Origin of the sequence: Rhodopseudomonas palustris, from assembly GCF_003226555.1 — a bacterium.
GTDB classification, from domain to species: Bacteria; Pseudomonadota; Alphaproteobacteria; order Rhizobiales; family Xanthobacteraceae; genus Rhodopseudomonas; species Rhodopseudomonas palustris_I.
Map to the genome: position 1 here is coordinate 170,607 of NZ_QKQS01000001.1, position 13,286 is coordinate 183,892.

Below are 13,286 nucleotides of genomic sequence, written 5' to 3' on the forward strand. Positions count from 1 at the left end.
TCAGCGCAACGCTCGTGAACCGAGCAAATGATCAGTCGCTCAGCAATTTGAAACGGTTCTAAACTGAAACAGCGCGAGATCGTGCTCAGCTCACCGGCTCACGCGTCGTCGCGGCTCGGCGGCTTCATCAGCGAGAACATCTCGTCGACGGTCTGCTGCGCGGCGAGTCGGACGCGCTCGGTGTCCAGCATCCCGTCGATCCGGATGCCGCGGACCACGGCACGGATCTCGTCGCGAAACTCACTGAGAAACTGCAACGGGTCGCGCTGCTCGTTGGCCACGCGCGCGATCAGCCCGGTGATCAGGATCTGGCAGGCGATCATCCGGCCGTTGAGCTCTTCCATGCTGCCCTCCCGCACGGCAGTCCATCACACCGCCGTTTCGCGCGCGGTGATATGGCCGAGCAGGCTGCGACTGACAATTGGAACTATTCTAGTCCCACGGTCTGAGCGGCGGCGCCCCGGCCTCTCCTCTTGCGATTGGCAGCTATGCGCAACTCGCCGGCGCGGCGCGGGGCCGCGTCGCCAAATCCATGAAAGTTTAGCAATGTCATGCGGTTTGTGATGTGCTGGCGAGCTTTGCCGGTATAGTTGCGACCAAACAGAACGCACTGCCGCGCAGGCTGAACCGGTCGCCGTGACCGGAGCCCCGCCGGCCGAATGATCGGATCGGGCATGAGCAAACCCGGCGCCTCTCGCAGGGCTGTCGTCGTTGGATGCCTGCTGCTTGCAGCGGGAGCTTCGTATTGGGGCTGGCAGCGCATGTCCGGCGAGCGCTCTGCCGGGCAGCACGCGGCAGCTCAAGCGCCCTCCAGTGGCGGCGCCGCTCAGTCGGCCAGCGGCGGCAGCAGCGCGCCCATTCCCGTGACGGTGGCAACCGCGGAGAAAGCCGACTTCCCGGTGTATCTGAGCGGACTCGGCACCGTGCAGGGCTTCAACACCGTGGTGGTGCGCAGCCGGGTCGACGGCCAGATCGACCAGATCGCCTTCAAGGAAGGCCAGATGGTGCAGGCCGGCGATTTGCTGGCGCAGATCGACCCGCGGCCGTTCCAGGCGACGCTGGACCAGGCCAAGGCCAAGAAGGCCCAGGACGAGGCCAATCTGGCCAACGCCAAGCTGGACCTCAGCCGCTCGGTGCGGCTCGGCGAATTCGCCACCAAGCAGCAGACCGACACCCAGCGCTCGACCGTGCAGCAGCTCACCGCGCAGATCGAGGCCGACGAAGCCGCGATCGCCAACGCCCAGACCCAGCTCGACTATGCGACGATCCGCGCGCCGATCTCCGGCGTCACCGGCCTGCGCCAGGTCGACAAGGGCAACATTGTCAACGCCGCCACCCAGACCGGCATCGTCACCATCGCGCAGATCGAGCCTATCGCAGTGATCTTCACCGCGCCGGAAGAGCGGGTGTTCGACATCAACCGCGCCCAGGCCGCCCACCCCTTGCAGGTGATCGCGCTGTCGACCGACGGCAAGACCACCTTCGCCGAGGACGGCAACCTCGCGGTGGTCAACAACCAGGTCGACAGCAACAGTGGTACGGTACGGCTGAAGGCGGTGTTCACCAACAAAAACCACGCGCTGTGGCCTGGCCTCGCAGTGCAGACCCGGTTGCTGGTGAAGACGCTGAAAGACGTCGTCGTGGTTCCCAACGACGCCATCCAGCACGGCACCGACGGGCTGTACGCCTACGCGGTCGACGCCGACAATAAAGCTGAGTTGCGCAAGATCGTCGTCGGCGCCGCCAACGACCACAGCACCGTGATCGAGCGCGGTCTCGAACCCGGCGACCGGGTCGTGGTCGGCGGTCAGTACAAGGTGAAGCCGGGATCGCTGCTGGCGTTCAAGGTCGCCGACAACGAGCCCGCCCCGTCCGCTGCGCCTACCAGGAAATAGCCATGAACGGGATCTCGACGCCGTTCATCCGTTACCCGATCGCGACCTCGCTGTTGATGGCGGGGATCCTGTTCGTCGGCCTGATCGCCTACCCGGCCCTGCCGGTGGCCCCGCTGCCGCAGGTCGATTTTCCCACCATCCAGATTTCCGCCAGCCTGCCCGGCGCCAGCCCGGAGACGATGGCCTCCTCGGTGGCGACGCCGCTCGAGCGTCAGCTCGCCCAGATCCCCGGCGTATCGCAGATGACCTCGACGAGTTCGCTCGGCTCGAGCGCGGTCACCATCCAGTTCGACCTCAACCGCAACATCGACGCCGCCGCCAACGACGTCCAGGCGGCGATCAACGCCGCAGGCGGGCAACTCCCCAAGAACCTCCCGAACCCGCCGACCTATCGCAAGGTCAATCCGGCCGACGCGCCGATCCTGATCCTGTCGGCGACCTCCGACACCCTGCCGCTGACCACGGTCAGCGACAACGCCGACGCCAAGATCGCCCAGCAGATCAGCCAGCTGTCCGGCGTCGCCCAGGTGTTCATCGGCGGCCAGCAGAAGCCGGCGATCCGGATTCAGGTCGATCCCGCCAAGCTGATGGCCAAGGGGCTGTCGCTGGAGGACGTGCGCAGCCAGATCGCGATCACCACGGTCGACAGCCCGAAGGGCACGCTCGACGCGCCGACCAAGAGCTACACCATCTACGCCAACGACCAGCTCACCGAGTCCAAGGACTGGAACGACGTCATCCTGGCCTATCGCAACGGCGGGCCGCTGCGGATCCGCGATATCGGCCGCGCGGTGACCGGGCCGGAGGATGCCAAGACCGCCGCCTGGGCCAACGGCAAGCGCGGCGTGTTCCTGGTGGTGTTCAAGCAGCCCGGCGCCAACGTCATCGACACCGTCGATCGGATCAAGGCGGAGCTGCCCCGGCTGGTCGCGGGCATTCCGCCGGCGATCAAAATCGACGTGATGAGCGACCGCACCACCACGATCCGCGCCGCGGTGGAGGACGTGCAGTTCACCCTGCTGCTCACCATCGCGCTGGTGGTGATGGTGATCTTCCTGTTCCTGCGCAGCTTCTGGGCCACCATCATCCCCAGCGTCACGGTGCCGCTGGCGCTGCTCGGCGCCTGCGCGCTGATGTGGGCGGCCGGCTACACGCTCGACAACCTGTCGCTGATGGCGCTGACGATCTCGGTCGGCTTCGTGGTCGACGACGCCATCGTGATGCTGGAGAACATCGCCCGTCACATCGAAGAGGGCGAGAAGCCGTACGCCGCGGCGCTGAAGGGCGCCCGCGAGATCGGCTTCACCATCGTATCGATCTCGATCTCGCTGGTGGCTGTGCTGATTCCGCTGTTGTTCATGGGCGGCATCATCGGCCGGCTGTTCCGCGAATTCGCGGTGACGCTGGCGATGACCATCGGGGTGTCGATGCTGGTGTCGCTGACGCTGACCCCGATGATGGCGTCTCGCTTCATGCGGCCGGCCACGGAGGTCCGCCACGGCCGGCTCTACCAATCGATCGAAGGCGCCTTCGAGGCGTTGCTGCGCGCCTACGAGCGCGGGCTCGACCTGGTGCTGCGCTGGCGGTTCACCACGCTGATGGTGTTCTTCGCCACTGTCGGGCTGTCGGTGTATCTGTTCGTCGCGATCCCGAAAGGGTTCTTTCCGCAGCAGGACGTCGGCCTGATCACCGCCGCCTCGGAGGCCGCACAGGACATCTCGTTCAGCGCGATGAAGCAGCGCCAGGAAGAACTCGGCGAGATCGTATTGGCCGATCCGGACGTGGCCAGCATCGCGATGTTCATCGGCGGCAGCGGCAGCGCGCTCAACACCGGGCGGATGTACATCACGCTGAAGCCGCGCGACGAGCGTTCGGCCAGCGCACAGGAGATCATCGCGCGGCTGCGGCCGAAGCTGAACAAGGTCGAAGGCGCTCGGCTGTTCATGCAGGCGGCGCAGGACGTCCGGCTCGGCGGCCGGCCGACCCGCACCCAGTTCGAATACACCCTGCAGGACGCCAATCTCGCCGAGCTCAACGAGTGGGCGCCGAAGGTTCTGACCAAGATGCAGAGCCTGCCGCAGCTCCGCGACGTCGCCACCGACCAGCAGACCGAAGGCACCACGCTGACGCTGACGATCGACCGCGACACCGCTTCGCGCTTCGGCATCAAGCCGCAACTGATCGACGACACGCTGTACGACGCCTTCGGCCAGCGCCAGGTGACGCAGTACTTCACCCAGGTGAACACCTACCGGATCATCCTGGAAGTGCTGCCGGAGCTGCAGGGCCGCCTCGACACGCTGAACCAGATCTACATCAAATCGCCGACCACCGGCGATCAGGTGCCGCTGTCGACCTTTGCGAAATGGACCACGGTGCCGGTGCGGCCGCTGTCGATCAGCCACCAGGGCCAATTCCCCGCCACCACGATCAGCTTCAATCTGGCGCAAGGCACAGCGCTCGGCGAAGCCACCGCGGCGGTGCAAGCGGCGATGGCGGAGATCGGCGCGCCGCCGACACTGACCGGCAGCTTCCAGGGCACCGCGCAGGCGTTCCAGCAATCGCTGTCGACCGTGCCGCTGCTGATCATCGCGGCGCTGGTGGTGGTCTATCTGATCCTCGGCATCCTGTACGAGAGCTACATCCACCCGCTGACGATTCTGTCGACCCTGCCCTCGGCGGGCGTCGGCGCGCTGGCGATGCTGATGCTGTTCGGCTTCGACTTCAGCCTGATCGCGCTGATCGGCATCATCCTGCTGATCGGCATCGTCAAGAAGAACGGCATCATGATGGTCGACTTCGCCATCACCGCCGAGCGTGACGAGCATCTCGATCCCGAGCAGGCGATCCGCAAGGCCGCGCTGCTGCGCTTCCGTCCGATCATGATGACCACGATGGCGGCGATGCTCGGCGGTGTGCCGCTGATGCTCGGCACCGGCACCGGCTCGGAGATCCGCCAGCCGCTCGGCTACGCCATGGTCGGCGGCCTTTTGGTCAGCCAGGCGCTGACGCTGTTCACCACCCCGGTGGTGTACCTCTATCTCGACCGCCTCTCCAACGCGCTGACCAACTGGGGCCGCGCCCACATCCCGGTCGACGAGGATGAAGACGGCGGAGTCAAACAGGCCGCGGAGTGAAGCGGAGCGCGGTGAGCGAGGTGGGTTGTCGCGCAAGCGCGCGTTATCGCGGGCTTTCCAGGAAGGGATTTTCGACGCGCAACGTGCCGAAGCTACGGCCGTGCTGCAAATCCTCGCTGTACAGCACATCGCAGCCGGCCTCCTGTGCGGCAGCGACGATCAGCGCGTCGTAGAACGACAGCTTGCACGTCTCAGCGAGCACGCGAGCGGCAACGTGCAGATCGTGCGTCAGAGGCAGTGGCGGCCCGGACACAGCCAGAGCGTCGTCGATAGCCTCGGCGATCTCCCTCCACCCCCGGCCGAACTTGCGCTGCACCACGACGGTGAACTCGTTCAACACTTGAACGCTAAGCCTGCCACCGCCGCCCAAGACGGCCCGTGCACGGTCCGCTTTCGCGCCCGTTTCCTGAGCATAGACTAGAATGTTAGTATCGAAGAAAGCCGTCACCGCTCGTTGGCCTCGTCACGATCGAAGCGATAGCCCTCAGGCAACTTCCACTTGCGCTCGGCCATGCGCTCCAGCGCGGCTTTCCTCCTGTCCTCCTTCTCGACCACCACCGTCCGCTCGACGACGTCGACCACGTTGAGCTCATCGCCCTCTTTCAGATCGAGCTTGTCCACCAGCGCAGTGGGCAGCCTGACGGCGAGGCTATTGCCCCATCTGGAGACCTTCATTGCACCCTCCATGCGCCTGTCCGAATGTATATCATATGCAGGATATCCAAAACTTCAACCGGAGCGTGCATTTCCCACGCTCAGCCGATCGGCGCCGCCGCGAGTTCGGCGCCGATCTCCCCATCTGTCGCCAGCAACCCTCTTGCAGCGCGGAGCCGACACAGCTAGAAGACCCCCACACCCGAGGCGCGTCGCGAACCACTCCCGCCGCGCCCGGCGCCGTGTCGAGTGTGCCCCGTGCAGCACTCTAATGCCTGATCCGTCAGCGCATTCTCGGTGGGGAATGGTGTAACGGTAGCACAACAGACTCTGACTCTGTTTGTCTTGGTTCGAATCCAGGTTCCCCAGCCAGCCTAAAAGCACTCCGGTCTTCATAACCTGATCTCGCGCTCAGCAATCGCGCCCCGGCTTTTTCCTTCCCAATTCGGGTGCTATCCTCCCCATATTGGGTGGGATAACGCATGAACGAGCTCAGCCCTTCCGAAGCCCTGTTCTCCGCCGTGCAGCAGCGCGTGCTCGGGTTGCTGTTCGGTCAGCCGAGCCGCAGCTTCTATACGTCCGAGATCGTTCGTCGTGTCCGCTCCGGGACGGGGGCCGTCGAACGCGAGCTGTCCCGCCTTCGTCGGAGCGGGCTGGTCTCCGTCCAGCACATCGGCAATCAGAAGCATTATCAGGCGGATCCCGACTCCCCGATCTTCAACGAACTATGCAGCCTCGTGAAGAAAACGGTCGGCATCGCTGACCCGGTGCGAGATGCGCTGGAGCCGTTCTCGGATGCGGTTGCGACCGCCTTCATTTTCGGCTCGGTCGCCAAGGGAACGGAGACCGCAAACAGCGACGTGGACCTGATGGTGATCGGGGACGATCTCGACTACTCGGAGCTGTACAGTGCGGCGCAGACGATGGAACATGCGCTCGGGCGCAAGGTGAACCCGATCTTCCTCACGCCGCGGGATTGGGGCCGCAAAGCGTCCGACGCGACATCGTTTGTCAGCAAGGTGGCTATTCAGCCGAAGATTTTCGTCCGAGGTTCAGAGAAGAACCTGCATGCATGGACAAAGCAGAACTCGATAACCTCGTCCGCATCGGCAACCTCAAAGCCGAACCGGCTTCCCGCGCCGAATTTGACGGAATGCTGAAATCGGCGCGCGTGCGCCTTGCCGATGCACAGAACGAATCCCTCGATCCAGACAGCCAATTCGATCTCGCCTACGGCGCAGCGCATCGCCTTGCCCTCGCCGCGCTGCGCGCTCACGGGTATCGTTCAGAGAATCGGATCACAGTGTTTCAGACCCTCGCCCACACGCTCGGCGCCGAGCGGGCCGAGATCCAGACCTTCCTGAAAGCCCACAACGCGCGAAATCTCGCCGAGTATGAAGGACGGATGGAGATCGACGGCGAACTTCTGTCGGATCTCATCCGCTGTACCAAAATTTTGCAAGAGCAAGTCGCAAAACTGGACCTGCCCAACGACTGAGCTGAAACGGAATGCAGAACTGTCGTCCAAACTCGGGGCGACGTCCGCAATCACTCGTGCCACTTCAGCCTCACCCTTCGCCCACCGCCTTGGCCTGCACCAGCGCGTCGATCTCGTCGGCGCGGTAGCCGGCCTCGCTCAGCACCTCGCGGGAGTGTTCGCCGAGGCGCGGGGTCGGACGGTGCAGGTTCGGCGGGGCTTCGGAGAAGCGCGTCGCCGGGCGGGCCTGGCGGATGCTGCCTTCGCTCGGATGATCGATCGCGGCGAACAGGCCGACTGCCTTGAGATGCTCCTGCTCGCCGATCTCGCTGATCTTGGCGAACGCGGTGTGCGGTACGTCGAGGCGCAGCAGTAATTCCTCCCATTCCGCGGTGGTGCGGGCCGGCGCGATCTCGGCCATCGCCGCGTAGATCCGGTCGATGTTTTCCGCACGCGCCACCGGATCGCGCACCTGCAGTTCGTCGATCAGTTCGGAGCGGCCGACCGCTTCGAAGAACGCACACCAATTGTCGCCGGAATACGGCAGCATGGTCATCCAGCCGTCCTTGGTGCGCACCGGCTTGCGCTCCTTCATCCGCTTGTAGCCCGAAGGGCCGATCGGCGGATCGAACGCATAGCCGCCGAGCATCTCGATGCTGTTGAAGCCGGCGATGGTTTCCAGCATCGGCACCTCGACGAGCTGGCCCCTGCCCGAGCGCTCGCGGCTGAACAGCGCCGCCGACACCGCGCCGGCGAGCGCCTGGCCGCAGATCTTGTCGCCGACCAGGCTCGGCACGAATTGCGGCTCGTCGTCCGAGCCGATCGACGACGCCAGCCCCGAAGCGGCCTGGATGATCTCGTCGAACGCCGGCCGCGCCGCCCACGGGCCGTCCTGGCCGAACCCGGTCGCCGCCGCATAGATCAGCCGCGAATTAAGCGCCGCGCACGCGTCGTAGCCGAAACCGAGCCGCGCCATCGCGGCGGGGCGGACGTTGGTGAGTAGCACGTCGGCGGTCGGGATCAGCCGCTGCAGCACCGCCTTGCCGTCGGGATGCTTCAGGTCCAGCGCGAGGCTGCGTTTGTTGCGGTTCACCGCCATGAACTGGCCGCTCATGCCGCGGTTCCGGAACAGCCCGGTGTAGCGCCACATGTCGCCGTCGAGGGTTTCGATCTTGATGACGTCGGCGCCCCAGTCGCCGAGGATCTGCGCCGCATAGGGGCCGAACAGCACACTGGTGAGATCGAGAATGCGAATGCCGGCGAGCGGCCCGGTAGGTTCGGTCATGGGGGTCACGATGTCGTTGAAGGATGAGGACGCAGCGTCGAACAGCGCGACGCAATTCAACAGGATGGGAGAGACCCACCCTCTCCCATCCGAGCGCGGCTGGCGCCTACTCGCTCAGCACGTCGCCGAACAGCTCCCACGAGGTGCCGTTGAAGCGCGCCATCTGTAGCTGCCGGATCGGCGTCCGTTGGTCGGGCGACATCTGCAGCTTGATGCCGGGCAGCAGCATCGGCATCTCGACGCCGTTCAGCGACTCCGCCTGCTTCATCAGGTTGGCCCGGGTGAGATCGTCGCCGGCGCGGCGCAGCACCAGCTCCATCATCTGCGCAAGGGTGTAGCCGGAGACGTTGAAGATATCGGCCGGATCGGCGCTCGGATTGTAGGTGTGCATCCAGGCGCGCCATTGCTGCATGCTGGGATCATTGGCCCAGCGCGGATCGCCTGGATCCTTCAGATAAGCGCCGGTGACGATGCCGACCGCATTCTCCAGTCCCGCCGGCTTCAGCACCGAGCCGACAGAATTGGACACTGCCGGCAGGATGATCTGCGGCTTCCAGCCGAGTTCGGCGGCTTTCTTGATCACCTGCGCGGCGAATTTCGGCGTGCATTCGTTGAACAGCACGTCGGCGCCGGCGGCCTTGAACTTGACGATCTGGGAGTCGACGGTCGGGTCGGTGGTCTCGTACACCGCCTCGGACACGATCTGATTCACATGCGCGCCGAGCCCTTCCTTGAATCCGGCGAGATAATCGCGACCGGCCTCTTCGGCCGGCGTGATCACCGCGATCTTGGCGTTCGGCTTGTTGGCGAGAATCCACTTCGCGTAGATCCGCCCCTCGGTCTTGTAGGTCGGCTGCGATCCGGTGGTCCACGGGAAGTGCTTGGCGTCGTTCCAGCGGGTGGCGCCGCTGAACGGCAGAAGTTGCGGGACCTTCTTGATGTTGAGATACTTCTGCACCGCGATATTCGGCCCGGTACCCAGGATCGAGAACATCGCCAGCACCTCGTCGCTTTCGACCAGCCGGCGGACCTGCTCCACCGTCTTTGACGGCGAGTAGGCATCGTCGAGGCTCAGCAACTCCACCTTGCGGCCGTTGATCCCGCCCTTGTCGTTCAGCATCTTGAAGTAGGCCGCCTCGGCCCGCCCGATCGTCGAATAGGCCGACGCCGGTCCGGAATACGGCATGGTCTGGCCGAGCTTGATCAGGCTATCGCTGGCGCCGGGGTCATAGCTGCCGGCGGCGTGCGCTGCGCTGGCGCTGAGCGCTGCGACGAGCGCGACCGCGGCGACGCACGGTGTGTGCCGAAAGAACGTCATGTGGGGTCTTCCTCCTTGATCCGGCCGCATCGTCTTTGGCGATGCTGTCCGGTCTTCACTCCCTCGCGGCCATTGCAACCGCGTTCGCGCGGCTCCACGTCACAGGCGCTTGCTCTGGCTGAGCGCCACCACTCACCGCTTGGCGGAAAACATACATGCTTCGCTCGCGCCGAGACGTGCGATCGCGCACCCATCCGCATGCGAATTTCGCAGGCTCGACCGGCGTGCCGTCCGTCGCGTCCGTCAGGCGTGTGGCGGCTCAGCTGTCGCGATCAGCCCGGCTTGCCAAAGAACAGGTTCGGGAAATACAGCGCGACGTCCGGGAATGCGATGATGATCAACACGCCGAGCATCGTCACCAGCACGTAAGGGATCACCGACCAGTAGATGTCGCTCATGGTGACGTCGGGCGGCGCCACCGCCTTCAGGTAGAACAGATTGAAGCCGAACGGCGGCGTCATGTAGCCGATCTCCATCATGATAATGAAGATCACCCCGAACCAGATCGGGTCCCAGCCATAGGACTGCACCACCGGCAGGAACACCGGTAGCGTGATCAGCATGATGCCGACCGGGTCGAGCACCATGCCGAGCAGTAGCAGCACCGCCAGCATGAACGCCAGCGCGCCCCATTTGCCGCCGGGGATCAGCGACATCATGTGGTTCATCAGTTCGTTGGCGCCGAGCGTCGTATAGGCGGTCGAGAACGCGTGCGCGGCGAACAGAATCCACATCACCAGCGCGGTAAGACGCAGCGTCTGCACTGCCGCGTCGTGCAGCACGGCGAACGACAATTTGCGATGCACCGCCGAGGCGATCAGCGCGCCGAACACGCCGAGCGCGGCGGCTTCGGTCGGCGTCGCGAAGCCACCGAAGATCGCGCCGAGCACCAGAAACACGATGAACAGCGGCAGGAACACCGCGCGCAGCGAGCGCAGCTTCAGCCCCCAATCGCCGCGCTCCTCGACCGGCAGCGCCGGCGCCATCGCGGGATTCAGCCAGGCGCGCACGAAGATGTAGATCGACACCAGCACGAACAGCAGGATGCCCGGGCCGATGCCGGAGGCGAACAGCCGGCCGACCGAGACCTCCGTCAGCAGCGCATACAGCACCATCAGGATCGACGGCGGGATCAGGATGCCCCAACCGCCGCCGCAATTGATCGCGCCGACCGCGAGGCGCTTGTCGTAGCCGCGCTCCAGCATCCGCGGCAGCGCGATGGTGCCCATCGTTACCACCGCCGCGCCGCTGATCCCGCTCATCGCCGCGAAGATTGCGCAGATCGCCACCGTGCCGATCGCCAGCCCGCCGCGCAGCGCGCCGAACCAGACGTGCATCATCCGGTACAGGTCCTGCGCGACGCCGGATTTCTCCAGCAGCATCGCCATGTAGACGTACATCGGGATCGCGATGAGTGTGAAGCTCATCATCGAATCCCAGAACTTGGACGCCACCAGATAGAAGCCGACCGGCCCCATGGTGAAATAGAGGAAGACCACCGAGATGCCGCCGAGCGTGAACACCAGCGGCGTGCCGATGAACAAGAACACCAGCAGCGAACCGAAGAACAGGAGCGTGAGAACTTCCACTGACACGATGGCGGGTCCGATCAATGAGAGGGGCCGTCGGCAGCCTGCTTGCCGAACGTGTCGGGGTCGTTCGAAAGGCCCATCACGGTGCGGACGTCCGAGACGATCCGCACCAGCCCCTGCAACAGCAGCAGCACGCCGGCGATCGGAATTGCCAGCTTCACCGGCCAGACCGGCGGATTCCAGATGCTGGACGAGGTCTCGAACTTCGCCGCGGATTCCCACGCCATGTCGGCGCCCTGCCAGATCAGCACCGCCATGAAGATGAAGAACAGAAACGAGGTGGCGAGATCGATTTTGGCCTTCTGCACGGGGCCGAACCGGCCGTAGATGATGTCGACGTTGACGTGCGCGCGCTCGGCCAGCAGGTAGCCGCCGGCGATCACCGCATAGACACCGAATACCAGCTGGGCGAGTTCGGCGGTCCAGATCGCGGCGCTGCCGACGACGTAGCGCATGATCACGTCGGCCATCAGCAGCATGAAGATCGGCGCGATCAGCCATGCGGCGATCATCGCAACCCAATGGTTCAGTCGCGTAATTGCGCGTGCGAGAGCCAGCATCCGGTACGCCGTTGGTTGGGGAAGGACGCGGCGACGGACGTCGCCGACGTTCAATGCGAAGACAGCCATTGCCGCGGCTTGCTCCGCCCGGCGTCTCCGGGCGGAGCGTGGGCCTCAGACGTAGCCGAGATCGGTCATCAGCTTGGTCAGCGCCTGGGTGCCCTTCTGAGCGACGTCGCCCTTGGCGGCTTCCTTCTTCAGGATCTGATTGGACGCATCGGCGAATTTCTTCAACACGTCGTCCGGGAAGCGCACCACCTCGACGTCCATCTTGGTCTTGCCGGTGGTCAGCGCCACCGCTTCCTGATTGAGATACTCCACCGAGCGGCGGAAGTAGCGCTCTTCGACCAACGATACGAACTGCAGCTTCAGATCGGGCGGAAGCTTGTCGAGCGCCGCGATATTGACGATGTAGGCGTCGTTGGCGAAGCCCAGCGCCGGCTTCATGTGGAACTTCGCCACCTCCCAGAACTTCATCGACAGCGCACCGATCGCAGCGCCCCAGTGTGCGCCGTCGACGACGCCGGTCGAGATCGCCTGATAGATCTCCGGCCCGGCGATCTGCTGCGGCGAAGCGCCCGCAGCGGCCAGATATTCGAGCATCGACCCGGCGGAGCGGACCTTGAGCGACCCGAGATCGGCCGCCGACGTCACCTTCTTCTTGAGCACGACTTCGGTCGGATAGGCCTTCTCGGCCATCATCATCACGCCCTTGGGGCGCAGCTCCTCGTTGACCATCTTCTCGATGCCGAGATTCTTGGTCAGATGCATCATCTCCCAGGATTCACGCAGCGTGCCCGGCACGCCGTAGAACAGCCCCATCGCCTGCGCTTCGCCGAGAATGTAGGCCGGCGAGATCGTCCCCATCGGCACGACGCCGCGCCGCACGACGTTGTAGATCTCACGATCCTTGGCGATCTCGCCAGCGCCGTAGGTTTCCAGCTTGAAACGGCCGCCGGTGCGTTCCTCGAGTTCCTTCGCCAGCACACCGAGGCTGTCGTTGAACGAGCCGGATGCTTTCGGCCAATGCGCCTGCACTTTCCAGGTCACGGTCTGCTGCGCCTGCGCGCTTCCGATCAGTGCCGGCGCCGCGGCGACAGCCACCGACGCCTTGAGCATGGACCGCCGATTCAACTTGTTAGTTGATCCCGACATGCGTCGTCCCTCCCTTGGGTTCGTGGTGTTCTTTTGTTGTGTTTCTTGCGATCAGATCACGGGCTGTATTCAGCCGTCAATCATCGCTGCGGCGCCTACTTTACGCGTGTGCAGTGCGGCAACCATTCGGCGCCACTGAAATATCTCGCATCGTGGGATACCGATCAGCCGACCATTCGTGATCCTCAGTAATCACGGCCTTTCGGTCGTCGC

General features: G+C 64.6%; 12 protein-coding genes and 1 tRNA gene. 5 read left to right on the plus strand and 8 right to left on the minus strand.

Annotated features, from left to right (window positions below; translation table 11 throughout):
• Nucleotides 1–98 precede the first annotated feature (98 nt).
• Nucleotides 99–344, minus strand: coding sequence for a hypothetical protein (locus tag DNX69_RS00910; protein ID WP_110784068.1), 246 nt, complete (start codon nt 342–344; stop codon nt 99–101).
• Between the two features lie 330 nt (nt 345–674).
• Here DNX69_RS00910 and DNX69_RS00915 point away from each other — a divergent pair, with 330 nt between their 5' ends.
• Together DNX69_RS00915 and DNX69_RS00920 are read left to right on the plus strand one after the other, a co-directional pair.
• A complete protein-coding gene (locus DNX69_RS00915) occupies nt 675–1,895 on the plus strand; it encodes an efflux RND transporter periplasmic adaptor subunit (protein ID WP_110784070.1) in 1,221 nt (406 codons plus the stop codon).
• 2 nt (nt 1,896–1,897) lie between these two features.
• On the plus strand, nt 1,898–5,032 hold the full coding sequence (locus tag DNX69_RS00920; protein WP_110784071.1) for a multidrug efflux RND transporter permease subunit: 3,135 nt from the start codon (nt 1,898–1,900) through the stop codon (nt 5,030–5,032).
• A 43-nt stretch (nt 5,033–5,075) separates the two neighbouring features.
• Here the strand turns inward: DNX69_RS00920 and DNX69_RS00925 are convergent, their stop codons facing one another.
• Complete coding sequence (locus DNX69_RS00925) at nt 5,076–5,480, minus strand: PIN domain-containing protein (protein WP_110784073.1); 405 nt, start codon at nt 5,478–5,480, stop codon at nt 5,076–5,078.
• Nucleotides 5,477–5,707, minus strand: coding sequence for an AbrB/MazE/SpoVT family DNA-binding domain-containing protein (locus tag DNX69_RS00930; protein WP_110784139.1), 231 nt, complete (start codon nt 5,705–5,707; stop codon nt 5,477–5,479). Before DNX69_RS00930 ends, DNX69_RS00925 begins: the two co-directional genes overlap by 4 nt.
• A gap of 277 nt (nt 5,708–5,984) precedes the next feature.
• On the opposite strand from DNX69_RS00930, the gene DNX69_RS00935 reads away from it, so the two are divergent.
• The 3 genes from DNX69_RS00935 to DNX69_RS00945 all read left to right on the plus strand — a co-directional run bounded on the left by DNX69_RS00935 (nt 5,985) and on the right by DNX69_RS00945 (nt 7,184).
• A tRNA-Gln gene (locus tag DNX69_RS00935) sits at nt 5,985–6,058 on the plus strand.
• Nucleotides 6,059–6,168: 110 nt separating this feature from the next.
• A complete protein-coding gene (locus DNX69_RS00940) occupies nt 6,169–6,846 on the plus strand; it encodes a nucleotidyltransferase domain-containing protein (RefSeq protein WP_110784074.1) in 678 nt (225 codons plus the stop codon).
• Nucleotides 6,840–7,184 (plus strand): hypothetical protein, encoded by a 345-nt coding sequence (locus tag DNX69_RS00945; RefSeq protein ID WP_234826805.1) that lies wholly within the window; start codon nt 6,840–6,842, stop codon nt 7,182–7,184. Before DNX69_RS00940 ends, DNX69_RS00945 begins: the two co-directional genes overlap by 7 nt.
• Nucleotides 7,185–7,254: 70 nt before the next feature.
• On the opposite strand, the gene DNX69_RS00950 is transcribed toward DNX69_RS00945, so the two are convergent.
• The 5 genes from DNX69_RS00950 to dctP form a co-directional block, all read right to left on the minus strand.
• A complete protein-coding gene (locus DNX69_RS00950; protein WP_110784142.1) occupies nt 7,255–8,448 on the minus strand; it encodes a CaiB/BaiF CoA transferase family protein in 1,194 nt (397 codons plus the stop codon).
• Nucleotides 8,449–8,554: 106 nt separating this feature from the next.
• Complete coding sequence (locus DNX69_RS00955; protein WP_110784076.1) at nt 8,555–9,766, minus strand: ABC transporter substrate-binding protein; 1,212 nt, start codon at nt 9,764–9,766, stop codon at nt 8,555–8,557.
• A gap of 272 nt (nt 9,767–10,038) precedes the next feature.
• The gene (locus DNX69_RS00960) at nt 10,039–11,361 is read right to left on the minus strand and encodes a TRAP transporter large permease (RefSeq protein WP_110784144.1); all 1,323 of its coding nucleotides are present in this window, start codon (nt 11,359–11,361) and stop codon (nt 10,039–10,041) included.
• Nucleotides 11,362–11,375: 14 nt separating this feature from the next.
• Nucleotides 11,376–11,918, minus strand: a complete 543-nt coding sequence (locus DNX69_RS00965) for a TRAP transporter small permease subunit (protein WP_110784077.1) — start codon at nt 11,916–11,918, stop codon at nt 11,376–11,378.
• Between the two features lie 114 nt (nt 11,919–12,032).
• Nucleotides 12,033–13,073, minus strand: coding sequence for a TRAP transporter substrate-binding protein DctP (gene dctP, locus DNX69_RS00970; protein WP_110784079.1), 1,041 nt, complete (start codon nt 13,071–13,073; stop codon nt 12,033–12,035).
• Between the last annotated feature and the right edge of the window lie 213 nt (nt 13,074–13,286).

Bases quoted from the DNA above. Each gene is read 5' to 3' on its own strand.
- DNX69_RS00910 (WP_110784068.1), bottom strand. From the start codon at position 344: ATGGAAGAGCTCAACGGCCGGATGATCGCCTGCCAGATCCTGATCACC.
- DNX69_RS00915 (WP_110784070.1), top strand. From the start codon at position 675: ATGAGCAAACCCGGCGCCTCTCGCAGGGCTGTCGTCGTTGGATGCCTG.
- DNX69_RS00920 (WP_110784071.1), top strand. From the start codon at position 1,898: ATGAACGGGATCTCGACGCCGTTCATCCGTTACCCGATCGCGACCTCG.
- DNX69_RS00930 (WP_110784139.1), bottom strand. From the start codon at position 5,707: ATGAAGGTCTCCAGATGGGGCAATAGCCTCGCCGTCAGGCTGCCCACT.
- DNX69_RS00940 (WP_110784074.1), top strand. From the start codon at position 6,169: ATGAACGAGCTCAGCCCTTCCGAAGCCCTGTTCTCCGCCGTGCAGCAG.
- DNX69_RS00945 (WP_234826805.1), top strand. From the start codon at position 6,840: ATGCTGAAATCGGCGCGCGTGCGCCTTGCCGATGCACAGAACGAATCC.
- DNX69_RS00950 (WP_110784142.1), bottom strand. From the start codon at position 8,448: ATGACCGAACCTACCGGGCCGCTCGCCGGCATTCGCATTCTCGATCTC.
- DNX69_RS00955 (WP_110784076.1), bottom strand. From the start codon at position 9,766: ATGACGTTCTTTCGGCACACACCGTGCGTCGCCGCGGTCGCGCTCGTC.
- DNX69_RS00965 (WP_110784077.1), bottom strand. From the start codon at position 11,918: ATGCTGGCTCTCGCACGCGCAATTACGCGACTGAACCATTGGGTTGCG.
- dctP (WP_110784079.1), bottom strand. From the start codon at position 13,073: ATGTCGGGATCAACTAACAAGTTGAATCGGCGGTCCATGCTCAAGGCG.